This is a genomic window from Paenibacillus sp. GCM10023250 (assembly GCF_042653205.1).
Classification (GTDB): domain Bacteria; phylum Bacillota; class Bacilli; order Paenibacillales; family Paenibacillaceae; genus Paenibacillus_Z.
Window position 1 is genome coordinate 1 of record NZ_JBHSHY010000048.1, and the last position, 24,085, is coordinate 24,085.

Below are 24,085 nucleotides of genomic sequence, written 5' to 3' on the forward strand. Positions count from 1 at the left end.
GGAGCGGTGCGGCAGCCGGCGGGAGCGGGTGGCCTTGCGGCCGTTACGCCGGCGCCGCGGCTTGCGGGGGCGCGCCGGCCGAGGCCGCCGGGGAGCGGTGCGGCAGCCGGCGGGAGCGGGCGGCCCCGACGGCCGTTACGCCGGCGCCGCGGCTGCGGGGGCGCGCCGGCCGGGGCCGCCGGGGAGCGGCGCGGCATTTGGGGGAAGCGGCCGGCCAGGGCCGCCGCGGCTGCTTGCAAACATCGGCCGGCTGGTCGGTCCTGCGACCTCACCGTTACGGTCTGCGACATTGCTTGTTCCAGCCGGCGTGCGGCGTCATGCTCGAAACGGCCGCCCCTACGTTATGCCGCCGCCGCGGCTTGCGGGATTCCCGCGGACGAGCGATACTTAAACTAATCGATGAGATGGGAACGGGGGAATCGGATTGAAGCAGCCGTTTGTATTGTTCGATTTTGACGGCACGCTGGTGCAGTCCAAGCTGCTGGCCGTCCGGCTGTTTAACGACCTGGCGGCCAAGTACGGCGGCAGGCGGATCGCGGAGGAGGAAATCGGGCGCCTGTCCGACCTGTCCATCCCCGACCGCTTGCGCGCGCTGGGCGTGCCGTTGTATAAGCTGCCGGCCTTGGCACTGGAAGGCAAACGCGCCTACCGCAAGGAATCCGCGCATCTGCGGCTGGCCGAAGGGATCCGCGAAACGCTGTCGGCGCTGCGGGAGCAGGGGCACCGGCTGGGAATTTTGTCCTCGAATTCGAATGAGAACATCCGCCGCTACTTGGAAACGAACGGGCTGGATTTCTTTGAGGTGGTCCATTCCGCCTCCAATCTGTTCGGCAAGGACAAGGCGATCCGCAGCCTGGCGCGCAGCATGGGTCTTGAGCAATCGCAGCTGCTCTATGTCGGCGACGAGCTCCGGGACGTGGAGGCTTGTCGCAACATTGCCGTGCCGGTCGCGGCCGTGACCTGGGGCTGGGACTCCGCGAAGCTGCTGGCCGAAGCGGGACCGGATTATTTGTGCCATTCGCCGGCAGAGCTGTTGAAGATCGTGACGGGGCTGGGGAGCTCGTCCCGGTAAACGGACGCTGAGGGAGACAGGCGGGTTAAGGCGACGGTGACAGAAAAGCGCGGCGTGTTTACTGCTAGCCGGCCCGAATGCGGCACTGTGACGTTTCGCGGCCACACCGTCCGTTATTTGCGCCGGATCGCGGGTTTGGCGAGTTAAGCGGCCACCAGAGACGCTAATTGGCGCAAACAAGCGCTAAAACGGGGGCCGCGGGGCTAATAGCGGATCGTGTGGCCGCGAAATCGCGAAAACGCAGATTTTCGCGCAAATAAGCGCGCCTGTGTCCGCGAACGGGCGGCTAGCCCGCCGATGGCCCGGCTAGGCGGCCCAGCGCCGCCGATACCCGGCGGGGATAGCCTTGCCGGCGCGCCCAGTCCCGCCGGCCCGCCCCGCCGGCCCGGCCGGTCGGCCGAGCGCCGCGGGAACCCGGCGCGGCCATCCCCCGCAGGCCCGGCCCAATCGGCCGAGCGCCGCGGTACTCGGCGCCGGCCATCCCCGCCGGCCCGGTCGGCCGAGCGCCGCGGGAACCCAGCGCGGCCATCCCCGCCGCCGGCCCGGCCGGTCGGCCGAGCGCCGCGGGAACCCGGCGCGGCCATCCCCCGGCCCGTTGGCCCGGCCCCCAATTCAAAGAGCCCTCGCCCGGGTGATCCAGGCGAGGGCTCTTCGGTTAGTAGAAGGATAATAGCGATCATTGCGCGCGGATGGGAGGATGATCGTTTTCGCGCTCCGTTAACGCGCCTTACCGGGCCCCCTCCCGGTACCCGTCGAAATAAACGCCCGACTCCAGGTCGTTCACGAACCGCTGCAGCCATTCGTAGTAGCTTAACGCGTGCTTCAGCTTGTGCAGATCCTCCAGGCAGAGCTTCCGTTCCTCGTCCGGGGTGTCCAGCTCCAGGATCGTATCCGACAAGGAGGGGATGACCGCCTCGATCGCGTGCTTCATGACGTCGATTTCGCGCTGCAGCTTCGTGGTGAAGAAGGACTGGAACGCCTTGAAGAAGTTCGTCTCCGCCACGTAGAGGTCTTTCCGCGCGTCTTTCTCCTTCAGCTTGGTCACCATTTTGGATTCGATCAGCGAGCGGACGGCGTAGCTCATGTTGCTCTTGCTCATCTTCATGTCCGCCTGCATGTCCTCCAGGGTCATGGGCCGGTCCTCGAAAAACATGGTGCCGTACAGCTGCCCGAAGGTGTAGTTGACGCCGTACAAGTCCATCGTCTGCGCGATGGCGTCGATGACTTTGGCCCGAAGCTGCTCGCGGGACGTGGCCGGATCGTTCAATCTGCCTGCCGTATCTTTCTTCATCGTTCTTCCTCCAAGCCGTTCGTCTCTCCCCTGCATTTTACATAAATTTCAATCCGATTTCACGTAGGCATCCCATTTCTCGCGAATTTTAATGTACAATAATTTTTGAATATACAAGACAGGGCAACGCGGCGCGAGCTGAACGAATGGAGCGCGCCGAACTGAACGACTGACCAAGTAAAAGGAGGGTTCGTGCATGGCGCTGTTGCGCGCGGCGGGCGCTGAGGTTCCGATTCAAGCGATCTTGTTCGACAAAGACGGCACGCTGCTGGACTTTGCGTACACGTGGGGGAATTGGAGCGGGCAGCTGCTCAGCCGGTTCTCCCAAGAGCTCGAAGCGAGGAAGCTGCGGCCGATCGAAGTGGATGCGGATTCATTATGGGGAACCCGCCGCTCGGCGGACGGGACAATGACGGATTACGACCGCAACGGTCCGCTCGCGATGGGGACGGTCGGTGAATTGCTGGCGGTGCTGGCATGGCAGGGCTACCGGTCGGGGCTCTCGTGGGCCGATGCGAAGGTACTCGCCCGGGCGTGCGCGTCACACGCGAACGACAGGCTGGCGCAGACCCGGGCGTGCAAACCGCTGGAGGGTGCAGCCGCGTTCCTGGCCCAGTGCCGCCGCGCCGGCCTGGCGCTCGGCGTCGTGACGGCGGACGAGACGGAGACGGCGCTCGAGCATCTCGACTGGCTGGGCTTCGGGCATTATTTCGACGTCTGCATCGGGGCCGATCAGGCGGAACGCGGCAAGCCGTTCCCGGATATGATGGAGCTGGCGTGCCGTAAGCTGGGGCTGCCCTGTTCGGGGGCCGCGGTGATCGGCGATACGAACGGGGACATGCGCATGGCCAAGGCGGCCGGCGCGGCGCTGGCGGTCGGCATTGCCGGACCGGACGGCGCGGGCGCGGAGCTGCTGACGGACGCGGACGCGGTCATCGTCTCCTACGGCGAGCTGTCCGTCTCGGAAGGCGGATTATGAGAGGGGGGAAGGGCATGGGGTGGCTGCTGCTCGGCCTCGCGATCGCGCTCGAGCTGTCCGGCACCGTGTCCATGAAGCTGTCGGACGGCTTTAATCGCGTCGTGCCCTCCGTGTTGATGTTTTTGTTTTACGGCGCGAGCTTTACGCTGCTTAATTTCGCGCTCGGCTACTTGGAAGTCAGCTTGGTGTACGCGGTGTGGTCGGGCATCGGGATCGTGCTCATCTCGATCGCGGGGTACTTCGTGTTCGGGGAGAAACTGCCGATGTCCTCGCTGCTCTGGATCGGCGTGATCGTGGCCGGGGTCATCGGATTGAACATCAGTCAAAACGGGCATTAACGAAGGGAGCGGAACGATGGACACGAACGGTCAACACGCGCAGGCGGGCACGCGGCCCGGGGAGCGGCTGCTCCGGTTTCAAGTCATCACGGATACGCATGTCCGGGCGGACGCGGATCATCTGTATAACCGCCGCCTGGAGCGGGCGCTGGCGGATATCGCCGAGACGGCGCCGGACAGCGCCGGCATCATGCATGTCGGGGACGTGACCGATCACGGGTTCCCGGACGAGTACGCCGAATTCCGGCGCATCTGGGACGCGCACCGGGCGCGGCTGCCCGAGCTGCGGCTGACCATGGGCAACCACGACGTCGGCCTCGGCGTATGGGACGCCCGCATCGCGAACTTCTTGTCCGCGACGGCGATGCCCGCGCCGTACCACGAGCATCGGATCGGCGGAGTTCAATTTCTATTTCTCGGCACAGAGACGAATCACGAGCTGTACGCGTCGCTCTCCGGCGAGCAGCTTGCTTGGCTGGCGGCGAAGCTGGGCGAAGGCGCGTCCTCGGAGCTGCCCGCGTTCGTATTCCTGCACCAGCCCTTGCTGGACACGGTGGCCGGCTCCCGGACGGGGCAAAATTGGCACGGCGTCATGCAGGACGCGGAGCTGAAGGCGGTGCTCGCCGCGCATCGCGGCCGCGCGATTCTATTCACGGGGCATACGCACTGGGAGATGGAAGCGGCGCATACCTATTACGCGGGGGACGACGCGCTGCCGCCGATGTTCAACGCCGCCTCGGTCGCGTACCTGTGGACGGACGCGGACGAGCGCAAGGAAGGCAGCCAAGGCTACGATGTCGAGGTGTACCGGGACCGCGTCGTCGTGCGCGGCCGGGACTTCGAGCGGGGCGCTTGGATCGAGGGCGCGCGGTACGAATTGGCGTATCCGCAGGCGTAGGCGCAGGGCCGCGGCCGGGATATAGGTTATGATAGGGGCGGACGAGGCAAGCATGTATACACGATAGCAGGAGGACGAACGCACATGGAGGATCCGCAGCTGACCGCGCTGTTCCGGAAGCTGACGCGCGGCACGAGATGGGAAGCGCGGGCCGAGATCGGCCTGCAGTTCGGCAACGGCCACGCCCAAGGCATGATCCGGGTCGGCGAGCTGTATTACTTATCCTCGGTCGAGCTGACCGAGGTTCCCGTTCGCGAGGCGAACCGGGCGGACGGGTACGACCGTTCGCCGGGCAAGGGGATCGGCCGCCTGTTCGCCTTCGACGGCGCGGGGCGGCTCGTGCGGGAGACGATACTCGGCGAGGGGGACATGTACCACCCGGGCGGCCTCGATTACGACGGCGAAAGCCTGTGGCTCCCGGTCGCCGAATACCGGCCGAACAGCCGGGCGATCGTCTACCGCGTGGACCCGCGCACGCTGGCGGCGGAGGAAGCGTTCCGCGTGCCGGATCACGTCGTCGGCGTGGCGTGCGACGGCCGGAACGGCCGGCTCGTCGGCTACAGCTGGGGCTCGCGCGTCTTCTACGAGTGGGACCGGACGGGGCGGCTGCTGCGCGCGAAGGCCAACGGCAGCCACTTCGTCGATTACCAGGACGGCCATTACGCGGGCGGCGGGCAGCTGCTCTTGAGCGGCATCGCCGAGCTGCCGGTGCCCGGCCGCGCGGAGGCCGGCGCCGCGCGGTACGAGCTGGGCGGCCTGGCGCTGGTCGACCTGGACGCGCTGGCCGCGGTCCACGAGGTGCCGGTCGCGCTGTACTCGCCCGGGGGCCATGTGCTGACGCGCAATCCGGTGTTCCTGGAGCGCGCGGGCGATCGGCTCCGGCTGTACGCGGTGCCGGACGACGACCGCGGAGCGCTGCTGGTGTACGAGAGCGAGCGCCTGGGGGCGGAACGCGAAGGCGAAACCGAAGAGCCGCCGGCAAGCGGCGGCTCGGCGGGGTAGACAAGCGCAAAAAAAGATGCCGGGGCAAGGGTAAGCCCGGCATCTTTTTTGCGTATTATGGTGCGTATGCGCAGCGCACGGGGCGAGGCTTGCCGCGCGGCCGCTGCTCGCGGGCTTCGAGCGGCGCCTCACGTGCGCTCGCGGCGCCACGCGTTCACTCGCGGCGCCTCGCGTTCGCACGCGCGCAGGCCCGCCTTAGCGGTCGCGCCGCTCCACCAGCTTCGCGATTTCCACGATGACCTCCGTCGCCTTCTGCATCGTCTCGAGGGAGATGTACTCGAACTTGCCGTGGAAGTTCTCCCCGCCGGCGAAAATGTTCGGCGTCGGCAGGCCCATGTACGACAGCTGCGAGCCGTCCGTGCCGCCGCGGATCGCCTTGACGATCGGCGCGATGCCGAGGTTCGTCATCGATTCGTGGGCGATGTCGACGATGTATTTGACCGGCTCGATTTTCTCGCGCATGTTGTAGTACTGGTCCTTCAGCTCCAGCACGATGCGGTCCTCGCCGTACGTCTGGCGGAACTCGGCGGCGATCGCTTCGACGGTCGCCTTGCGGTGCGCGAAGAGCTCCTTGTCGTGGTCGCGGATGATGTAGACGAGCTTCGTCTGCTCCGTGTTGCCCTGAATCGAGATCAAGTGGTAGAACCCTTCGTAGCCTTCGGTAAATTCCGGCGCTTCGCCCGCGGGCAGGCGGTCGTGGAACGCCATGGCGATTTTGGCGGAATGGATCATCTTGCCCTTCGCCGTGCCGGGATGCACGTTGACGCCCTTGAACGTCACGACCGCCTGGGCGGCGTTGAAGCTCTCGTACTCCAGCTCGCCGAGCGGGCCGCCGTCCATCGTGTAGGCGAAATCCGCGCCGAAGGCGGGCACGTCGAACTTATGCGGGCCGCGGCCGATCTCTTCGTCCGGCGTGAAGGCGATGCGAATGCGGCCGTGCTTGATCTCCGGGTGCTTGGCCAGATACGCCATGGCGGTCACGATCTCGGTGATGCCCGCCTTGTCGTCGGCGCCGAGCAGCGTCGTGCCGTCGGTCGTGACGAGCGTCTGGCCCTTGTAGCCGGCCAGCTCCGGGAATTCGCGCGGCGACAGCACGATGTTCCGCTCGCGGTTCAGCACGATGTCGCCGCCATCGTAGTTCTCGACGACTTGGCGCTTGACGCCGGCGCCGGTGAAGTCCGTCGCGGTGTCCATGTGGGCGATGAAGCCGATCGTCGGGACGCCTTCCTGGTCCGTGTTCGCCGGCAGCGTCGCCATGACGTATCCGTTCTCGTCCAAGGTGACCTCGGTGAGGCCGAGCTCCTTCAGCTCGCGCTCGAGGTGCCGCGCCAGGTCCCATTGGCCCGCGGTGGACGGGCAGGTGCAGCTTTCGTCGTCGGACTGGGTGTCGATCGTTATGTATGAGGTGAATCGGTTCAACAGTTCTTCTTTCATGGACGCACGCTCCTTGCGGTTGATTTCCTTCCTATCGTACCACAAGTTATAATGGGAGCATAAGAGCGGAATGGGGACGGCGCGGCGCGAAGGGCGGCAGGCGGCAGGCAGCCGCACGGAGGCAGCCGGGAGGGAGACCGGGAGGAAGGCCGGAAGAAGCGAAGGCGGGAAAGCCGGAAGTACACCCGCCAAGTCGGAGCACGAAAAGTAGGTAAGAAGCAGACCATTCGAATCGGCAAGGGAGTCCTGCGCTTGAGTTACTTGAGCCCATATTTGCGGCGGTTCGGCAAGCCGTTCGCCGCGGCGATCCTGTTTTTGACGGTGGAAGCGCTCTGCGATCTGCTGCAGCCGACGCTCATGTCGCGCATCATCGACGTCGGAGTGCAGAACAAGGATCTGAATTACGTCGTCCGCTTCGGCGGGTACATGCTGCTCGTCACTGCGATCGGGGCGGTGGCCGCCTCGATGCGCAACATCATTTCCAGCCGCGTATCGCTCAACTTCGGCACCAAGCTGCGGTCGGACTTGTTCCGCAAGATTCAGACGCTGAGCTTCGCGAGCATCGACAAGTTCGACCGCGCGTCGCTCGTCACCCGGCTCACCAACGACGTCACCCAGCTGCAAAACTTCACGAACGGCCTGATGCGGATCTTCGTCAAGTCGCCCCTCATCTGTCTCGGCAGCCTCATCATGGCGATCCGGCTGAACCCGCCGCTGTCGGTCGTGCTCGCCGTCGTCGTGCCGATCGTGGCGATCCTGATCGTCGTCAACATGCGGATCGGATTTCCGCTGTTTTCGCGCGTGCAGCAGTCGCTCGACCGGCTGAACGGCGTGTCCCGCGAATACCTCTCCGGCGTGCGCGTCGTCAAGGCGTTCAACCGGTTCGAGTTCGAGACGGACAAATTCGCCGGCGTGAACCGGTCGTACCGGGAGATCACCTCGCGCGCCATGCGGATGCTGTCGATCTTCGGCCCGGGCATCATGCTGACGGTCAATTTCGGCATCGTCGCGGTCATCTGGCTCGGCGGCCAGCGGGTCGGCGAGGGCCACATGCAGGTCGGGCATATCATCGCGTTCATCAACTACATGACGCAAATTCTGTTCTCGCTGCTCATGATCTCCAACGTGTTCAACCTGTTCGTCCGGGCGAAAGCGTCGTCGGAGCGGATCGGCGAAGTGTTCGCGGAGCGCGACGCGATGACCTGGCGGGACGGCGAGCCGGGCAAGCCGCAGGCGGCGGGCAGCGTCTCGTTCAAGGGCGTGTCGTTCGCCTACGGCGGTACGGAACCCGTGCTGCGCGGCATCGCGCTGGACTGCCGGCCGGGCGAGACGATCGGCATCATCGGGTCGACGGGCTCGGGCAAGACGACGCTCGTCTCGCTCATTCCGCGCTTCTACGACGCGGCCGCCGGCACGGTGGAGGTCGACGGGACGGACGTGCGCGACGTCGATCCGAAGCGGCTGCGCGAGCGGATCGCGATCGTGCCGCAGAAGACGGTGCTGTTCATCGGCACGATTCGCGAGAACCTGCTCTGGGGCAAGGAGGACGCGACGGAGGAGGAGATGGTGCGGGCGGCCAAGATGGCGCAGGCCCATGAATTCATCGCCGCGTCTCCGGACGGCTATGACACGAAGCTCGGCCAAGGCGGGGTCAACCTGTCCGGCGGCCAGAAGCAGCGCTTGTCCATCGCGCGGGCGCTCGTGCGGCAGCCGGCGATCCTGATTCTCGACGATTGCACGAGCGCGGTCGACGCGGCGACCGAGACGCGGATCAAGGCGGCGCTGCGGGAATACGCCGCAGGCTTGACCTGCCTCCTGATCGCGCAGCGCATGACGTCCGTCATGGACGCCGACCGGATCGTCGTGCTCGACAACGGCGAGATCGTCGGGTCCGGCACGCACGACGAGCTGATGCGGACCTGCCGGACGTACCAGGAAATCTACCGGTCGCAGACCGGCAAGGAGGCGAAGGCGAATGCCTGACCGCGACGACAACCGGCGCGGGCCGGCGGCCGGCGGCGCGGGAGCGCCTCCCGGCCCGCCGCCGATGGGCATGGCCGGCCGGGGCCATCCGGGACGCGGCGGTCCGGTCGTCAAGCCGAAGAACCTGAAGGCGACGCTCCGGCGCCTCTGGTCGTATTTCGGCGGCGAACGGAAGCTGCTGACGGCCGTGTTCGTCATCATCCTCGTCGATTCGCTCATCATGCTGGCGGCGCCGTACTTGATCGGCCGCGCGATCGACGCCATGACCGCGAACGCCGGGGGCGTCGACTTCGGCGCGCTCGAGCTCGCGCTGATCGCGATGGTCGTCTCGTACGTCGCCGACGGCGGGCTGACGTTCGCGCAGGGCTGGCTCATGGCCGGCGCTTCGCAGCGGATCGTCGGCCGGCTGCGCGCGGCGCTGTTCGAGAAGCTGCACAAGCTGCCGATCCGGTTCTTCGACACGCGCACGCACGGCGACCTGATGAGCCGGATGTCCAACGACATCGACAACGTCAGCAATACGGTCGCCCAGTCGGCCGCGCAGGTCATGAGCGGCTCGATCTCCATCGCGGGCGCGCTCGTGATGATGCTCGTTCTGAGCCCGCTGCTGACGCTCGCGAGCCTCATCACGGTGCCTGCGGTCTACTTCCTGACCCGCTCGATCGCGCGCGCGACGGGGCCGCTGTTCAAGGAGCAGCAGAACAAGCTCGGCCTGCTGAACGGCCATATCGAGGAGACGATATCCGGCATTGAGATCGTCAAGGCGTTCAACCGCGAGGGGAAGGCGATCGACGAGTTCGAGGCGATCAACGCGGAGCTGTGCGAGGTCGGCACCAAAGCCCAGATCCGCTCCGGCTTCCTCATGCCGATCATGAACGTCATTAACAACCTCGGCTTCGCGGCCGTCGCCATCGTCGGCGGGCTGCTGGCGGTGAACGGCCATATCACGGTCGGGGTCATCGCGAGCTTCCTCAGCTATTCGCGGCAGTTCGTGCGGCCGCTCATCGACCTGGCGAACCTGTTCAACACGCTGCAGTCCGGCGTCGCGGGCGCGGAGCGCGTGTTCGAGGTGCTGGACGAGGAAGAGGAGCCGGAGGATCCGCCGGGCGCGGTCCGGCTTGCCAATCCGCGGGGGCATGTGGTGTTCGACGACGTCTCGTTCGGCTACCGCGCGGACCGGCCGATATTGCAGGGCGTCAGCTTCGATTCGGCGGAGGGCACGAGCACCGCGCTGATCGGGCCGACGGGCGCGGGCAAAACGACGATCGTCAACCTGCTGACCCGGTTCTACGACGTAACCGGAGGCTCCATCTCGATCGACGGCCGCGACATCCGGTCGTACACGAAGGACAGCCTGCGGCAGGCGTTCGGCATCGTGCTGCAGGATACGTACCTGTTCTCCGGCACGATCCGGGACAACATCAAGTACGGCAAGCCGGATGCCACGGACGCGGAGATGGAGCGGGCGGCGGCGCTGGCGAACGCGGCGCCGTTCATCCGCCGGCTGCCGCAGCGGTACGACACCGTGCTCGCGGAGAACGGCAGTAACCTGAGCCAAGGCCAGCGGCAGCTGCTCGCGATCGCGCGGGTCATTCTCGCGGATCCATCGATCCTCATTCTCGACGAGGCAACCAGCAGCATCGATACGCGGACCGAGCTGCATATCCAGGACGCGCTGAAGGGCGTGCTGCAGGGCCGGACCAGCTTCGTCATCGCCCATCGGCTGAACACGATCCGCGACGCAGACACGATCATGGTCATCGACCGCGGCAGCATCGTCGAGCGCGGCTCGCACGACGAGCTGATGGCGCAGCGCGGCGTGTACTACGACATGTTCACGAACCAGTTCGGCGCGGTGCTGAGCGGCGGGTAACGGCCGGCGCCGGCGCGGACGAAAGAGACGTTTCCCGGGCGGTTCCGCTTGGGGAACGTCTCTTTATTCGCGCGCGTTCCGGCGACGGGCCGCGCGTTTCGGCGGGTACGCGGGACCGATGTCCTGTCGCTTGCTGGGCGCGAGGCGGTAGGATGAGAGGAACGGCAGGGCCGAACGCATGAATGATGGAAAAGGAGCGCGAAGCAAATGGAACTGGAACTGGGAACCGAACGGATCGCCAAGCAAATCGCGTTCATTCGCGAGATTGACGCTTTGAAGCACGTGCTGCGCCAAGCCTATCTGATGAACGGCGAGCGGCGCGAGAACGACGCGGAGCATACGTGGCACATCGCCGTCATGGCGCTGCTGCTGCAGGAGCACGCGGCGGATGCGGAGCTCGACCTGAAGAAGACCGTGCACATGCTGCTCGTGCATGACTTGGTCGAGATCGACGCCGGCGACACGTTCGCCTACGACGTGCAGGGCCATGCGGACAAGCTGGAGCGCGAGACCGCGGCGGCCAAGCGGATCTTCGGGCTGCTGCCGGAGGACCAGCGGGACGCCTGGATGGCGCTGTGGCTCGAATTCGAGGAAGGCCGGACGCCGGAAGCGAAGTATGCCTTGGCGATGGACCGGCTGCATCCGGTGCTGCATAATTTCTACACCGAGGGCAAGGCGTGGCGGGCGCACGGCGTCCGCGCCGACGCCGTGCGGAAGCGCATGGCGGTCGTCGCCGAGGCGGCGCCGGCGCTGGGCGGCTTCGTCCGAGGCCTGCTGGAGGAAGCGGTGGCGAAGGGGTATCTGCTGCCGTAGCCGGCCGGCGGCCGTGCCGCGGCGTACGCCTAAGCGCGTGCGCGAGCGGCGGGGCGGCGCTTCTTGCTTGCGGCGAAGCTGCGCCCGTCGTGCCTGCCTAGCGGAGGACACGCATTTGGCGTTTTCGAGGCGCATGCGCTACACTGGAAGCATAGGCCATTTATTTATTGAAGGAGGATTATTTACATATGAGCCAAAGCAACGTTTATACCGGCGACAGCCGGGTCATTCGGTTTTTCGAGGAGCTGTCCCGCATTCCCCGCGGATCGGGCAGCGAGAAGGCGATCAGCGACTTCGTGGCGGATTTCGCGCGCGAGCGGAACTGCAAGGTGCTGCAGGACGACCGGCATAACCTGATTATCCGCAAGCCGGCGGCGCCCGGGTACGAGCACGCGCCGATCGTGATTTTCCAAGGCCACCTGGACATGGTCACCGAGAAGAACAAGTCGACCGTGCACGACTTCGCGAAGGATCCGATCCGGTTCAAAATCGACGGCGACATGATCTATGCGCAGGGCACGACGCTCGGCGCGGACAACGGCATCGCGGTCGCGACGGCGATGACGATCATCGATTCGCCGGACATGGCGCATCCGGAGCTGGAGATTCTCCTGACGACGGAGGAGGAGACGAGCATGGGCGGCGCGTTCCAGCTCGACGCGTCACCGCTGAAGGGCCGGATGATGATCAACTTCGACTCCGACCGCGAAGGGATCCTGTTCGTAAGCAGCGCCGGCGGCATCAACACGTACCACACCGTCCCGCTGGCGTGGAAGGAAGCGGGCTCGTTTGCCGGCGAGCCGTACACGATCGCCGTGCAAGGGCTGATGGGCGGCCACTCCGGCGACGACATCATCCACGAGCGCGGGAACGCGAACAAGCTGCTCGGCCGCGTGCTGGACGACCTGCGCCGCCGGGCCGCGTTCGAGCTGGCGGGCGTCAGCGGAGGGATGAAGGTCAACGCCATTCCGCGCGAGGCGGAAGCGGCGGTATACCTCGATGCCGCGGCGAAGGCGGCGGTCGAAGCGCGGATCGCGGAGCTCAACGGTATATTGCGGGACGAGTTCCAAGCGAGCGACAAGGGCGTCTCGGTCACGCTGCAGGCCGGCTTCGACGCGGGCGATTCCGCCGGCAGGGCGTTCGCGGACGACGTGAAAACCGCCGTTATCCGTTTGCTGGCGCTCATCCCGAACGGCGTGCTGAGCATGGACAAGGCGATCGGCAACCTCGTGCGCACGTCCTCCAACCTCGGCGTCGTCTCCGTGAACGAGACGCATGTCGTGATGCAAAGCTTGGCGCGCAGCTCCGTGCGCTCGCAGACCGACGACGTCGTGCGCGCGATGGCGACGCTGGCGGAAGCGGTCGGCTGCGAGTTCCGCACGGACCACTATTTCCCGGGCTGGCCGTATCGCGCGGATTCCAAGCTGCGCCCCGTGGTCGAGGCGGCGTACGAGCAGCGCTTCGGCAAGCCGATCGAGATCAAGGCGATCCATGCCGGCCTCGAATGCGGCGTGCTGATCGAGAAAATGCCGGACCTCGACGCCGTCTCCTTCGGGCCGAACATGTACGAGATCCACACGCCGGATGAGCACCTGTCGATATCGTCGGTGGAGCGGACGTGGGCGTTCCTGGAGGACGTGATGCGGGCGCTGAAAGGGTAAATCGCGTTGAACCGAACCGTCGGGGGAACCCGGCGGTTCTTTTGTTGGCGGCGGTTCGGCGGCGTTATGGTTCCGCCGGTGCGTTGCCGGCCGTGGGAGGCGCTATTTGGTGGTAATCGCCAGGACGATCGCTCGCCGTTTGCGGCCACAGGAGCCGCTATTTGGCGGAAAACGCCCATTTGGCGCGTTTCGCGGCCACCAGCGCCGTTATTGGCGTGAAAAGTCGAGCGCAGCGCCAATTTTGGCCTCAATAGCGGAACGTGTGGCCGCGTAAGGCGCAAAACCGGCCAAAATCGCGAAGTAGCGGCGCTGGTGTCCGCTTGGAGGAGCGCTTGACGTTGGCGGGCTCGCTCAAACGTTGGCGGGATGGCTCGACGTTGGTGGGCTCGCTCCTCATTGACGGGCTCGCTCGCCGCTGGCGGGCTCGCTGCCGCTGGCGGCCATAGGATCCGCTATTTGGCAGAAAACGCCCATTTGGCGCGTTTCGCGGCCACCAGAGCCGTTATTGGCGTGAAAACCCGTGCGCAGCGCCAATTTTGGCCTCAATAGCGGAACGTGTGGCCGCGAAAGGCGCAAAACCGGCCAAAATTGCGAAATAGCGGCGCTGGTGTCCGCTTGGAGGAGCGCTTGACGTTGGCGGGCTCGCTCAAACGTTGGCGGGCTCGCTCGATGTTGGTCGGTGGGACCGCTCGCCGTTGGCGGGCTCGCTCGCAGTTGGTGGACTCGCTCGCCACTGTGGGATCGCTCGCCGCTGGCGGCCACAGGATCTGCTAGTTGGCGTTTCGCGGCCACCAGCGCCGTTAATGGTGCGAAAGGCCGAGCGCAGCGCCAACCTCGGCGTCAATTGCGCAGCGCCAACCCCAAAAGCCTGACCCCGGCCCGGAAGCTTCCGGCCGAGGTCAGGCTTTTGCCGCTCCGCGGCTAACGCTACCGCGCCAGCTCCCCGAGCCGCGCGAAGATGGCGAGCGCCGGGTCGATCGGCACGTCGGCGCGCTTCACGTCGGCCGGGATCGGAATCGTCGGCGTCGGGCGCGGCCGGCGGTTGCCGAACTGCGGCAGCCATTCGCTTTCGGCGTCGAGCATCTCCGTCACCATGTCGCGGATTTCCTTCAGCGTCAGGACGGAGGCGGTCAGCGGGTCGAGCGCGATCGCCTGGACGAGGGTCTCGGGATCGCCGGTCTTGGCAGCCAGGACGGCGAGGCGCTGGACGTTGATGTTCGTCAGGTTCAGCGCGGCGCATTGCGGCGGCAGCTCGCCGACGATCGTCCGGTGGATGCCGGTCCGGTCGGCGTACACGAGCCCTTCCGCGCAGCAGTCGTCCGGCAGATTTTTGATCATGCCGTCGTTGCGCAGGTTGCCGCTGAATTTGAACGGCTTGCCCGTCTCGAGCGCCTCGATGATGTACGCGCAGTATTCGATGCTCCGCGGCGGCAGCTCGGACGATTCGTCCGTCAGGAGGTCGGACTCCTTGTACTTGCCCGCCACGTAGATGCACCAATTGTAGTACGCGCCGGATTCGCCGCCGAACGCGGGCTCGTCGCAGTATAGGTCCAGCGCCTTGCGGCTGTGGCGGAACCACGGCACGTATTCGGACAGATGGCCCGTCGACTCCGTCATGAAATAGCCGAAATGCCGGAACACTTCCCCGCGCACCTTCTCGTTGGCGTAAAACTCCGGCTGCTCGAACTTCTCGCGCAGGAGCGGGTAGAGGTCCCGGCCGTTGTGCCCGATCCGGAGAAACCAGCCCATGTGGTTGATGCCGCCGGTCACGAAATCGATCTCCTGCTTCGGGACGCCGGTGTAGCCGGCGATGAGGTCGAGCGTCGTCTGCACGCCGTGGCACAGGCCGACGTATTGGACGTTCGTCTCGCCGAGCGCCCAGCAGATCATCGCCATCGGGTTGACGTAATTGAGCAAAATCGCGTTCGGGCACAGCTCCTCCATGTCGCGCGCGACGTCGAGGATGACGGGAATGCTGCGCAGGGCGCGGAAGACGCCGCCCGGTCCCAGCGTATCGCCGATGCATTGGTCGACGCCGTATTTGAGCGGAATCTGGTAGTCGAGCTCGAACGCGGCCAGGCCGCCGATCTGGAAGGAGCAGATGACGTAATTCGCGCCGGCGAGCGCTTCGCGGCGGTCGGTCGTGATCGATACCGTGGCCTTCAGGTTGTTATGCGCGATGACGCGGTCGATGTAGGCTTTCACGTGGGTCGTCTTGTTCGTGGACGGCGCCATGAGCACGAATTCGGTTTCTTGCAGCGCTTCCGTGGCCATGATGTCCAGGATCAGCGTCTTGCAGAACACAACGCTGCCGGCCCCGATAATGGCGACTCTTCTCATAGGAACACCCCGTTCTTTGGCATGGTAAACATACAGGAGGAAGCATGGGCCTGCGGGGGTACGGGTCTCCGTTCGCTGCTGCAATCGGCATTAACCCGACTCAGCGGGTTTAGCCCGATTATATAGGCGGCCGCAGACGTTGCCGCGGCTCCGTACTCCCAACGACGATGACTGCCTCCATGGATATTTTGATAAGCATCCCTGCCGTTACGCGTCGGCCAGCCCGACGCCGTAGGTGCGGGACATGTAATCGATGTACGAGCGGGCGAGGACGAGGTCCTCGAGCGCTTCCTTGGCTGTGCAGGGCGCAGGGCGTTCGCCGCGGACCGCGGCCAGGAAGTTGCGCGCTTGGTTGCGCATGGCCGAGACATTCGGCATGATCGGCTGAACGATCTCCGGCGCGCCGGCGCCGGCGGCGTCCTTGTAGATCGTCACCTTGCCCGCCTGCTGGCGGACGAGCGGGGCGGGGAGGTCGACCCGGACGAAGCCGTGCTCGAAGGCGACGATGACGTGCTCGTGCCATTCGATCGACGTGTGGTACGGCGCCATCTCCAGGCTGACCGTGACGCCGCCGTCGCTCTCGCCGACGAGCAGCACGCCGGCGCGGTCGCCGAACGTCAGCTTGTAGTTCTCGCCGCCGAGGAAGAAGCGGATCGCGTTCACCTGATGGATGTAATAGTTGACGAAACGATCCAGCTCGCGCGTCTGCGCGTCGGTGTAGTCCGCCGGCCCCGGCTCCTGCCGCAGCTCCGGGTACGGGTCGCCCGCGTTCAGCGGCTTGTCGGCCGCGGCCGTCCAGTCGCCCGGCGGCATCGTGACGCGGATGCTCCGGAGCTTGCCGAAGCCGCCGCTCGCCCGCCAGGCGTCGACCTCCCGCATGGCGCGTTCCATCGCCGGATCGGAGCGCTTGTGGTAGCCGACCATATGCAGCGTCCCGGTCTCCTCGCCGACGCGCACCAGCTCGCGTCCGGCCTCCACGGTCAGGCTGAGCGGCTTCTCCGTGAAGACGGGCACGCCCGCGCGGAGGATGTCCGGGATGAGCGCCGCATGATGGCGGTACTGCTGCGGGGCGACGATGGCGTCGACCTTGGCGCTGGCGAGCAGCTCGCGATGATCGCGGTACACCTCCGGAATGCCGTAGCGCTCCGCGACGAGCGCCGCGGATTGCGGCCGGATCTCCGCCAGCGCGACGACCTCGCATTCGTCCGTCAGCACCGCGTAATTGCTGAGATGCGCCATCTGGCCCATCCCGCCGCCGCCGACGAAGCCGATTCTCAGCTTGCTCATGACCGTTCCTCCCCGTCCCGCCCCAGATTTTCGAACACGTACAGGCCGTCCTTGCCGGGCGCGACGATGTCGGGATACCCGTTGCCGCTCAAATCATGCACCCAGAAATAAATGCCGGCCCCGGAAGCCTCGCCCGCCGGGCCGTAGTCGATGACGTGCTTCTCGAAGCGGCCGCCGCCGAGCTTGTAATAGTAGAGGCCGATGTCGTCGAACGCGCCGGGGTCGCCGTCGTTATGCGCGCGGTACCGCTTGCCCGTGACGAGCTCGGGCTCGCCGTCGAGGTCGAGATCGGCCAGCCAGAGATCGTGGAACTGGGAGCCGGTCATGTCGATCTCGTGCTTCGTCCACGTCCGGGAGCCGTCCGCCGCGCGGCCCTGCTCGTACCAATGCAATCCGTAGTCGTGCGCCTGCCCGACGATCAGGTCGACGAGCCCGTCGCCGTTCACGTCGTGGCCGAGCACCGGCACGCTGGCGCTGCCGAGGTCGAACTCCGGATGGAACGTCCACGGCCCGGCGAACGGATCCGCCGGCTGCTCCAGCCAGCCGCCTGCCAGCACCACGTCCGTGCGGCCGTCGCCGTTCACGTCGGCGAAGCCCATGCCGTGGCCGCTCGGCCCTTCGCCGATGACGTGCTTCTCGAAGCGGCCGGTCCCGCGTCCCGCTTCGTCGCGGACGAGCTTGTAATACGCTTGCGGCGCGCTCGGCGTGTTCGGGAAGATCTCCGGCGCGCCGCAGCCGTCGATATCGAAGAAGCGGATCGTCTCGATGCTGCCGCAGCGGTCGATGTCGAACGTCTCCCAGGCCGCGCCGGTCTCGCCGGGATTGCGGCGCCAGCGCAGCGTCTCGCCCCACCAGCCGCCGGTCACGATGTCGGGCCGGCCGTCGCCGTCGACGTCCATCGGGTAATCGGAGAAGTCGTCATGGTATTCCGAGACTGCGAGGACGTCGCAGATAAAATGCTTCTTCGCGAAGTCCGGCCCTTCGTACCAGTACGCGCCGCTGACGATGTCCGGCACGCCGTCGCCGTTCACGTCGAACACCGCGCAGGCCTCGTATTTCTCCTCGGACAGCAAGCGTTTCTTGAATCGCAGCACCAATGGGCACGCTCCCAACTAAATAATGTTGTCACTTCCTGCGGTTATGCGCTATGCTTGGGTCATAACCGATGCAAGCGCTATCTTATATAAGATTATGCCATCGCCCGGAGCGATTCAATAAGAGAGCTTGTGAATAAACCTATCGATTCTTGCGATAGCGGAGGGGATCTCATGAGCGAAACGTCGCTGTTCCGCAGCCAGCCGGTCTTTCTCTCCGGCGCTTCCTTCGCGTTCGACGGCCATGCGGGGCGGTTCATGCTGGAGCTCCACAAGCACGACGCCAACAGCGAGATGCTGCTGATCGAGGAGGGCGAAGGGGAGTTCGAGATCGACGGACGCCGCTACGCCGCGGGTCCGGGGACGCTGCTGTTCTACCAGCGCGGCCTGTGGCACAAGGAGCTGTCCACGAAGCATCCGTTCCGCGCCACGTATATCGGGTACACGGACATGCAGATCGGCGCGCTGCCGCCGGATTATTTTATCGACCCGGCCGCGGCGCCGGTCCTCGAACTGCGCGAGCATCTGCCCGGCGTGGCCAAGCTGATGAAGGACTGCATCGCGGAGCATCGGCGGATGGAGCCGGAGTCGCAGCTCGCGGCCAGCCACTATCTGGGGCTGCTGTTCGTGAAGCTGGCGCGGCTCGCGCATTACGGCGACGCGGCGGAGCGCGGACGTTCGACGGCCAAGGAAGCGGTGTGGAAGGCGAAGCGGGCGCTGGAGGAGAATTACGGGGCCGCTCATACGCTGGCTTCGCTCGCCGCGGACACGTATTTGAACAAATACCACCTGGCGCATCTGTTTAAAGAAATGGTCGGCGTCAGTCCGATTCAGTTTCTGATCTATTGCCGGATGGAAGCGGCGAAACGGTATTTGCGCACAACCAGTCTGCAAGTGAAGGAAATCGCCGAAATCGTCGGCTACCAGAGCGAGCCCTCGTTTTACAACGCGTTCATGAAGACGACCGGCACGACGCCGTGCAAATACAGGGACAATCGTTAACCCCGTGCGCGCGGCGATCCGATTCGGGCATTCGATAAGGAGGCGGACAACGATGAAAAACAAACTCGTGCTTCTTGCGCTATTCGGCAGCTGCGGCCTCATGGTGGGGGCACTCGTCTGGCTGATGTGGGCTTTGCAGCGGTTATGAGGGCGCATAGGGGGTGAGCGGGGCGAGTCTGGGCAAGCTGGCCGGCGATGCCGCTCTTCGTCCCGCCGTCGACAGGCCGATTGCCGATGCCGCGATCGATACGGATAAATGAATAACGCAAAGAGCCTTCGTCGGCATGCCGCCGCGAAGGCTCTTCGTGCTGCTTAGGCTTCTGTTGCACTGCTCCCGCGGCGCGCCGTCCCGGGGCAGCGGCGCAACGGCGGGCCTGCGGATCGCGTCCGCGCCGCCGCGGCCGTCAGACGCCGCCGCCGGCAAAATAGTCGCGCGTGTCTTGGCGCGATTGGGGCGTCAAGACGCGGTCGAGCTCCTCGTTCAGCCACAGCAGCGACTTCGCGCGCAGCGAATTGCGCATGCTCTCTTCGGCTTCGAGCATCGCGAGATTGATCGTGCAGGGCATGGCGCGGGCGCAGGCCGCATAGTCCTCATCCCGGCACAGGTAGCTGTTATCCTTGATGTTCTTGCATTGGAAGATCGGCGCGGCGCCTTCGACGGCCTCCACGACGTCCCAGAACGAGATCTCCGCCGGAGGCTTGGCCAGCTTGTACCCGCCTTTGACGCCGGGAACGGAGCCGACGATGCCGGCCTTCGCCAATTTGCCGAAGATCTTCGACAGATAAGTTTCCGAGATGCCTTGGAACGCGGACAATTCTTTAATGCCCACGGTCGAATCGGGCGGAATATCGATCAAATAGACCAAGCAGTGCAGGGCATATTCAACGCCGACACTATACTGCATGCGGACACCTGCTTTCATGACGCATGGTTGATAGTAAACATCTTAGGTACAAACAAATCCCTTGTCAAATCGAGGCCGGATGGCACCCTGACGCGATGATTTCCCGAATTATGGCGGATTGACAACAGAGAACCCAAGAGGTATATTGTAGACGAAGTTGATCGGCGATTAATATTGTCGACAATATGGCCGCAAAACCAAATAACCATTCACGGAGGAGATAACATGAAAGTCCGATTCAATTACACCGAAGCCAATCCGGGCGCTTTTCAAACGATGCTGAAGCTTGAAGGCTTCAATCGAACGAGCGGGCTGGACGCGAAGCTGTACGAGCTCATCAAAATCAGAGCCTCGCAAATCAACGGCTGCGCGTTCTGCATCAACATGCATACGAAGGAAGCGCGGAAGCTGGGGGAGACGGAGCAGCGGATCTATTTGTTGAACGCCTGGAGGGAGGCGCCGTTCTACACGGATAAAGAACGGGCGGTGCTTGAGCTGACGGAAGCCGTAACCCGCATATCCGAGCAAGGCGTGCCGCAGGACGTGTATGAGAACGCGCGGGCGCACGTCGGCGAAGCGGAATACGTAGCGATCGTCATGGCGGTCAATACGATCAACGCGTGGAACCGGCTCGCCATCTCGACCGGCATGTTCCCCGAACAAGACTGACGCGCAAGAGACGGCAGGCCCGGTTGGTTCACATCTTGGCCATCCGGCCAACGCCGTTGCCGAAGCGGGCTTCCTCGCTTCATTCCTAGCTATTCATATTCATCCTATTCATCTTTAGCCAAGACGGGGGAAACCATGCGTTATAAGATTCTGCTGTTCGATCTCGATGATACCCTGCTGGATTTCGGCGCGAACGAGACGGAATCGCTCACCCGATTGTTTCGGCAATACGGGTATGCCTCTCCGGACGAATTGTTCCGGCATTATCACATCGTCAACAAGCAATTATGGGCTGAGTACGAGAACGGAACCAAGACGCTGGACGTCGTGCTGAATTCCCGGTTTTCGGAGACGATGTTAAGGCTGGGCCATGTCGTGGACGGCTCGGAATGGGAGAACCTATATCGTGAATTGCTGGGCGAAGGGGAGCAAATTCACATGGAAGGCGCGTTGGACGTCTGCCGGCGGTTGTCCGCAACCCATCGCTTGTTCGTCGTCACGAACGGGATTACCCGCACGCAGATCAAGCGGCTCAAGCAGTCGGGACTTTACGAGTTTTTCGAAGACATCTTCGATTCGCAGAGCATCGGCGCCCAGAAGCCTTCGCCCGCGTTTTTCGATCACGTGATGCAGCACATTCCGAATTTCAACCGGCATGAGGCGCTGATTATCGGCGACTCCTTGAGCACGGATATCAAGGGCGGGCTGCAGGCAGGCATCGATACCTGCTGGATCGACCGGAAACGGTCGCCGCAATCCGGTCCGCAAGCGGTGCCGAGCACGTACACGATCTCGGGCTTGGCCGAGCTGCTCGCGATCTGCGCGGAACCAAGCGAAGCGCCGTAAAGGCGATAGGCCGCCAACGCAGCGCGATAGGCGGACAGGAAGAGACCGGGCGAACGCGGCCCGGTCTTTTGCTTTAAATGGTCGATTCGCTCAGGGGACGAACGGTTCACTTGGCCGGAAGGCGGCACGATTGCCTTGTCCCGCCCCGGCCTCGCCGTTTAACGTTAGAGGAGCGGGCTTCAGGCGATCGTCAAGCCGCCGTCGACCGCGATGATTTGGCCCGTGATCCAGTCCGCTTCGGGATCGGCCAGCTTCGCGATCCACCGCGCGACGTCGATCGGCTCCCCGCGGCGTCCGAGCGGGATCGCCTGGCGCTCCTGCTCCTTGACTGCGGCGATCTGTTCGTCCGTGAGACGCATGCGCTCGCGAAGGAAGTCCGACTCCACCGGTCCGGAGGCGACGGCGTTCACGCGAATGCCCTGCGGCGCGAGCTCGAGCGCCCAGGAGCGGGTCAGATGCTCGAGCGCCGCCTTGCTCGCGGCGTAGAGCGACAGTCCGCTTCCCGCTTTGCTGCCGTACGTGCTGGACAGGTTGACGATCGTGCCGTTCGTCTTCGCCAGCTCCGGGACCGCGGCGGCGGCGAGCAGCGTCGGGCCGATGACGTTGACGGCGAACATGTCCTGCGCCGAGCGGGCATCCACGTCAACGAGCGGCAGTATCGCGCCGGCTCCCGCGTTGTTGACGACGATATCGAGCCGTCCCCAGAGGTTGACCGCCGCCGCCACCGTGCGGGCAGCCGAATCGGGGTCGCCGGCGTCCGCCGCGAACCCCTTGATGTTCGGATGGAGCGCTTCGACTTCCTTCAGGCGGCTTTCCCGTCGGCCGGTGACGAGCACCTTCGCGCCGTGCTCCGCCAACAAGCGGGCCGCAGCCAAGCCAATGCCGGCCCCTCCACCCGTAATAATCGCGACTTTACCGTTGAATAACATGATCTGAATCTCTCCTTTATAATTAAATATTGAATAATTAATGAATTAACCATAGGACGGAATACGCCCTTCCTCCATGGAAGGAACGGTATTCATCTCGTAATCGCAGCGTTACACCAGCTTCTTGAGCAGGGCGCTCAGCTGCGCCTGCTCGTCCGGCGCGAGCTTGCCGCCGACCAGCCGGGCGATCGTCTGCTCGTAGACCGGCCAGACGTTCGCGATGACCTCGTGGCCTAGCGGCGTGAGACGGACGAGTATTCGCTTCCGGTTGGCAGGGTCGAATTCCCGCTCGATCCGGCCGGCCTTCTCGAGGGCGTTCAGTAAATTGCTGACGTTGGCCCGCGTGACGGCCAGATCGTCGCTCAGCTCGGAAGGGAGCATCGCTCGGCCGCCGGACTTCAGAGCGACCAGCAGGCACCACCGGCCGAGCGTCAGCTCGAAGCTGCCGAGCTGCTCCTCCAGCGCCTGCACCAGCCGGTGGCTGGTCTTATAGAGCGTCAGAAAAACGTCGACGGCCGGCTGCGGCTTTTCGAAAGGAGCCCATTTCTCGATACGACAACCTCCTAACGTGCGGGGACCTAGAGCATGCAATATGCGATCGCCTGTTCCATGATTAGATCATTAACTATTAGCACCCTAACAATAATGGGCTGGCATACGATTGTCAACTGGGGAATCGTTCCTGCGCTTGCCGGCCCGCTTCCGCCACGGGCTCAAGCGCCGATATGCGCCAGCTTGTCGGGATTCCGTACGACGTAGAAATTCCGGATCGCGTCTCCTTCGACGTGGAACAGCACCGCGGACCGGACGCCGTCGTCCGTCTGCAGGATCAGCCCGGGCTGACCGTTCAGCTGCACGAGCTCGATCGCGAGCTCTCCGGCCCGCGTCGCGATCTGGCGAAGCGGACCGAGCAGGAACGCCGCGACGCGCCTCTTGGTCGCGATCGGCCGGGGAATGACGCTCGCCTTGCCGCCGCCGTCGGTGACCAGCTCGACCTCCTGGCTCAGCATGGACATCAAGCCGTTCAGGTTGCCCTGCTTGAGCGCGGCCAGGAAGCCCTGCACCCACTCGCTGCCGGCTGTCTCGGCTTCCGTGCGGACGAGCTCTTCGGGCGCGATGCCCATCTTCGCGCGGGCGCGGCTGAACAGCTTGCGGCAGTTCGGTTCGCTCTTGTCCACGAGCCCGGCGATCTCCTGGTAGTCGAAGCCGAGCGCCTCGCGCAGGACGAACACGGCCCGTTCCGACGGACTGAGCCGTTCGAGCAGCACGATCATCGCGTAGGAGAGCAGATCGTCGCGCACGACCGACGATTCCATCGAATCGTCGGGCGACGTCAGGAACGGCTCGGGCAGCCATTCGCCGACATATTGTTCCCGTTTTCTCCGGGCGGATTTCAGCAGATCGCGGCAGCGGTTCGTGACCATCTTGCAGAGATAGGCCTTCGGCTCGGCGAGCTTCTCCGGCGGCACGTCGTAGATTTTCAGGAAGACGTCCTGTACGGCGTCCTCCGCGTCGGTCACGGATCCGGTCAGCTGGTAGGCGAGCGTAAACAGCAGCGATTTATATTTGGTATACAGTTCTTGCATCGTACCACTTCCGTTCTCTTCATGTTGCGTTCGGCGCGGGCCGCGCCTTTTCATGAAACGAGCTCGGGCGCCGTTTTGTGACA

General features: G+C 64.6%; 21 protein-coding genes. 12 read left to right on the forward strand and 9 right to left on the reverse strand.

Going from position 1 to position 24,085, the window contains the following annotated elements; translation table 11 throughout:
- Window positions 1–424: 424 nt before the first annotated feature.
- On the forward strand, window positions 425–1,072 hold the full coding sequence (locus ACFPB1_RS23855) for an HAD-IA family hydrolase (RefSeq protein WP_379228654.1): 648 nt from the start codon (window positions 425–427) through the stop codon (window positions 1,070–1,072).
- Window positions 1,073–1,799: 727 nt separating this feature from the next.
- Here ACFPB1_RS23855 and ACFPB1_RS23860 read toward each other — a convergent pair.
- Complete coding sequence (locus ACFPB1_RS23860; protein WP_379228655.1) at window positions 1,800–2,363, reverse strand: GbsR/MarR family transcriptional regulator; 564 nt, start codon at window positions 2,361–2,363, stop codon at window positions 1,800–1,802.
- Between the two features lie 196 nt (window positions 2,364–2,559).
- On the opposite strand from ACFPB1_RS23860, the gene ACFPB1_RS23865 reads away from it, so the two are divergent.
- The 4 genes from ACFPB1_RS23865 (at window position 2,560) to ACFPB1_RS23880 (ending at window position 5,580) form a co-directional block, all read left to right on the forward strand.
- Window positions 2,560–3,342: an HAD family hydrolase gene (locus ACFPB1_RS23865; RefSeq protein ID WP_379228656.1), complete on the forward strand. Its 783-nt coding sequence runs from the start codon at window positions 2,560–2,562 to the stop codon at window positions 3,340–3,342.
- Window positions 3,339–3,680, forward strand: a complete 342-nt coding sequence (locus ACFPB1_RS23870; protein WP_379228657.1) for a DMT family transporter — start codon at window positions 3,339–3,341, stop codon at window positions 3,678–3,680. The genes ACFPB1_RS23865 and ACFPB1_RS23870 overlap by 4 nt, the downstream gene beginning before the upstream one ends.
- A 16-nt stretch (window positions 3,681–3,696) precedes the next feature.
- A complete protein-coding gene (locus ACFPB1_RS23875) occupies window positions 3,697–4,578 on the forward strand; it encodes a metallophosphoesterase family protein (RefSeq protein WP_379228658.1) in 882 nt (293 codons plus the stop codon).
- Between the two features lie 84 nt (window positions 4,579–4,662).
- Window positions 4,663–5,580, forward strand: a complete 918-nt coding sequence (locus ACFPB1_RS23880; RefSeq protein WP_379228659.1) for a DUF6454 family protein — start codon at window positions 4,663–4,665, stop codon at window positions 5,578–5,580.
- A gap of 195 nt (window positions 5,581–5,775) precedes the next feature.
- On the opposite strand, the gene pepT is transcribed toward ACFPB1_RS23880, so the two are convergent.
- A complete protein-coding gene (gene pepT, locus ACFPB1_RS23885) occupies window positions 5,776–7,014 on the reverse strand; it encodes a peptidase T (protein WP_379228661.1) in 1,239 nt (412 codons plus the stop codon).
- Window positions 7,015–7,266: 252 nt separating this feature from the next.
- Between pepT and ACFPB1_RS23890 the strand changes: the two genes are divergently transcribed.
- The 4 genes from ACFPB1_RS23890 to ACFPB1_RS23905 all read left to right on the forward strand — a co-directional run bounded on the left by ACFPB1_RS23890 (window position 7,267) and on the right by ACFPB1_RS23905 (window position 13,344).
- Complete coding sequence (locus tag ACFPB1_RS23890) at window positions 7,267–8,997, forward strand: ABC transporter ATP-binding protein (protein ID WP_379228662.1); 1,731 nt, start codon at window positions 7,267–7,269, stop codon at window positions 8,995–8,997.
- On the forward strand, window positions 8,990–10,870 hold the full coding sequence (locus tag ACFPB1_RS23895) for an ABC transporter ATP-binding protein (RefSeq protein WP_379228663.1): 1,881 nt from the start codon (window positions 8,990–8,992) through the stop codon (window positions 10,868–10,870). Before ACFPB1_RS23890 ends, ACFPB1_RS23895 begins: the two co-directional genes overlap by 8 nt.
- 207 nt (window positions 10,871–11,077) lie before the next feature.
- Complete coding sequence (locus tag ACFPB1_RS23900) at window positions 11,078–11,683, forward strand: HD domain-containing protein (RefSeq protein WP_379228664.1); 606 nt, start codon at window positions 11,078–11,080, stop codon at window positions 11,681–11,683.
- Between the two features lie 188 nt (window positions 11,684–11,871).
- A complete protein-coding gene (locus ACFPB1_RS23905; protein WP_379228665.1) occupies window positions 11,872–13,344 on the forward strand; it encodes an aminoacyl-histidine dipeptidase in 1,473 nt (490 codons plus the stop codon).
- Between the two features lie 927 nt (window positions 13,345–14,271).
- On the opposite strand, the gene melA is transcribed toward ACFPB1_RS23905, so the two are convergent.
- From melA to ACFPB1_RS23920, 3 genes are all read right to left on the reverse strand, one after another.
- Window positions 14,272–15,684, reverse strand: coding sequence for an alpha-galactosidase (gene melA, locus ACFPB1_RS23910; RefSeq protein WP_379228667.1), 1,413 nt, complete (start codon window positions 15,682–15,684; stop codon window positions 14,272–14,274).
- A 207-nt stretch (window positions 15,685–15,891) separates the two neighbouring features.
- Window positions 15,892–16,971: a Gfo/Idh/MocA family protein gene (locus ACFPB1_RS23915; RefSeq protein ID WP_379228668.1), complete on the reverse strand. Its 1,080-nt coding sequence runs from the start codon at window positions 16,969–16,971 to the stop codon at window positions 15,892–15,894.
- Window positions 16,968–18,065 carry an FG-GAP repeat domain-containing protein gene (locus ACFPB1_RS23920; protein WP_379228690.1) on the reverse strand — a complete coding sequence of 366 codons (1,098 nt, stop codon included), beginning with the start codon at window positions 18,063–18,065 and terminating at the stop codon, window positions 16,968–16,970. The genes ACFPB1_RS23915 and ACFPB1_RS23920 overlap by 4 nt, the downstream gene beginning before the upstream one ends.
- A gap of 174 nt (window positions 18,066–18,239) precedes the next feature.
- Between ACFPB1_RS23920 and ACFPB1_RS23925 the strand changes: the two genes are divergently transcribed.
- Complete coding sequence (locus ACFPB1_RS23925; RefSeq protein ID WP_379228669.1) at window positions 18,240–19,067, forward strand: helix-turn-helix transcriptional regulator; 828 nt, start codon at window positions 18,240–18,242, stop codon at window positions 19,065–19,067.
- 404 nt (window positions 19,068–19,471) lie between these two features.
- Here ACFPB1_RS23925 and ACFPB1_RS23930 read toward each other — a convergent pair whose 3' ends face one another.
- Window positions 19,472–19,972: an Rrf2 family transcriptional regulator gene (locus ACFPB1_RS23930; RefSeq protein WP_379228671.1), complete on the reverse strand. Its 501-nt coding sequence runs from the start codon at window positions 19,970–19,972 to the stop codon at window positions 19,472–19,474.
- Window positions 19,973–20,197: 225 nt separating this feature from the next.
- Between ACFPB1_RS23930 and ACFPB1_RS23935 the strand changes: the two genes are divergently transcribed.
- On the forward strand, window positions 20,198–20,641 hold the full coding sequence (locus ACFPB1_RS23935) for a carboxymuconolactone decarboxylase family protein (RefSeq protein WP_379228673.1): 444 nt from the start codon (window positions 20,198–20,200) through the stop codon (window positions 20,639–20,641).
- Window positions 20,642–20,776: 135 nt separating this feature from the next.
- Window positions 20,777–21,487, forward strand: a complete 711-nt coding sequence (locus ACFPB1_RS23940) for a YjjG family noncanonical pyrimidine nucleotidase (RefSeq protein ID WP_379228674.1) — start codon at window positions 20,777–20,779, stop codon at window positions 21,485–21,487.
- Between the two features lie 179 nt (window positions 21,488–21,666).
- Here the strand turns inward: ACFPB1_RS23940 and ACFPB1_RS23945 are convergent, their stop codons facing one another.
- The 3 genes from ACFPB1_RS23945 to ACFPB1_RS23955 all read right to left on the reverse strand — a co-directional run bounded on the left by ACFPB1_RS23945 (window position 21,667) and on the right by ACFPB1_RS23955 (window position 24,002).
- Window positions 21,667–22,416 (reverse strand): SDR family NAD(P)-dependent oxidoreductase, encoded by a 750-nt coding sequence (locus ACFPB1_RS23945; RefSeq protein WP_379228676.1) that lies wholly within the window; start codon window positions 22,414–22,416, stop codon window positions 21,667–21,669.
- Between the two features lie 111 nt (window positions 22,417–22,527).
- Entirely contained in the window at window positions 22,528–23,007 is a 480-nt protein-coding gene (locus ACFPB1_RS23950; RefSeq protein WP_379228677.1) for a MarR family winged helix-turn-helix transcriptional regulator, read from the reverse strand.
- Between the two features lie 122 nt (window positions 23,008–23,129).
- A complete protein-coding gene (locus ACFPB1_RS23955; RefSeq protein WP_379228678.1) occupies window positions 23,130–24,002 on the reverse strand; it encodes an RNA polymerase sigma-70 factor in 873 nt (290 codons plus the stop codon).
- Window positions 24,003–24,085: the final 83 nt, after the last annotated feature.

Coding starts and splice junctions, on each gene's coding strand:
- ACFPB1_RS23860 (WP_379228655.1), bottom strand. CDS start 2,363: ATGAAGAAAGATACGGCAGGCAGATTGAACGATCCGGCCACGTCCCGC.
- ACFPB1_RS23865 (WP_379228656.1), top strand. CDS start 2,560: ATGGCGCTGTTGCGCGCGGCGGGCGCTGAGGTTCCGATTCAAGCGATC.
- ACFPB1_RS23870 (WP_379228657.1), top strand. CDS start 3,339: ATGAGAGGGGGGAAGGGCATGGGGTGGCTGCTGCTCGGCCTCGCGATC.
- ACFPB1_RS23875 (WP_379228658.1), top strand. CDS start 3,697: ATGGACACGAACGGTCAACACGCGCAGGCGGGCACGCGGCCCGGGGAG.
- ACFPB1_RS23880 (WP_379228659.1), top strand. CDS start 4,663: ATGGAGGATCCGCAGCTGACCGCGCTGTTCCGGAAGCTGACGCGCGGC.
- pepT (WP_379228661.1), bottom strand. CDS start 7,014: ATGAAAGAAGAACTGTTGAACCGATTCACCTCATACATAACGATCGAC.
- ACFPB1_RS23895 (WP_379228663.1), top strand. CDS start 8,990: ATGCCTGACCGCGACGACAACCGGCGCGGGCCGGCGGCCGGCGGCGCG.
- ACFPB1_RS23900 (WP_379228664.1), top strand. CDS start 11,078: ATGGAACTGGAACTGGGAACCGAACGGATCGCCAAGCAAATCGCGTTC.
- ACFPB1_RS23905 (WP_379228665.1), top strand. CDS start 11,872: ATGAGCCAAAGCAACGTTTATACCGGCGACAGCCGGGTCATTCGGTTT.
- melA (WP_379228667.1), bottom strand. CDS start 15,684: ATGAGAAGAGTCGCCATTATCGGGGCCGGCAGCGTTGTGTTCTGCAAG.
- ACFPB1_RS23915 (WP_379228668.1), bottom strand. CDS start 16,971: ATGAGCAAGCTGAGAATCGGCTTCGTCGGCGGCGGCGGGATGGGCCAG.
- ACFPB1_RS23925 (WP_379228669.1), top strand. CDS start 18,240: ATGAGCGAAACGTCGCTGTTCCGCAGCCAGCCGGTCTTTCTCTCCGGC.
- ACFPB1_RS23930 (WP_379228671.1), bottom strand. CDS start 19,972: ATGCAGTATAGTGTCGGCGTTGAATATGCCCTGCACTGCTTGGTCTAT.
- ACFPB1_RS23935 (WP_379228673.1), top strand. CDS start 20,198: ATGAAAGTCCGATTCAATTACACCGAAGCCAATCCGGGCGCTTTTCAA.
- ACFPB1_RS23940 (WP_379228674.1), top strand. CDS start 20,777: ATGCGTTATAAGATTCTGCTGTTCGATCTCGATGATACCCTGCTGGAT.
- ACFPB1_RS23945 (WP_379228676.1), bottom strand. CDS start 22,416: ATGTTATTCAACGGTAAAGTCGCGATTATTACGGGTGGAGGGGCCGGC.
- ACFPB1_RS23955 (WP_379228678.1), bottom strand. CDS start 24,002: ATGCAAGAACTGTATACCAAATATAAATCGCTGCTGTTTACGCTCGCC.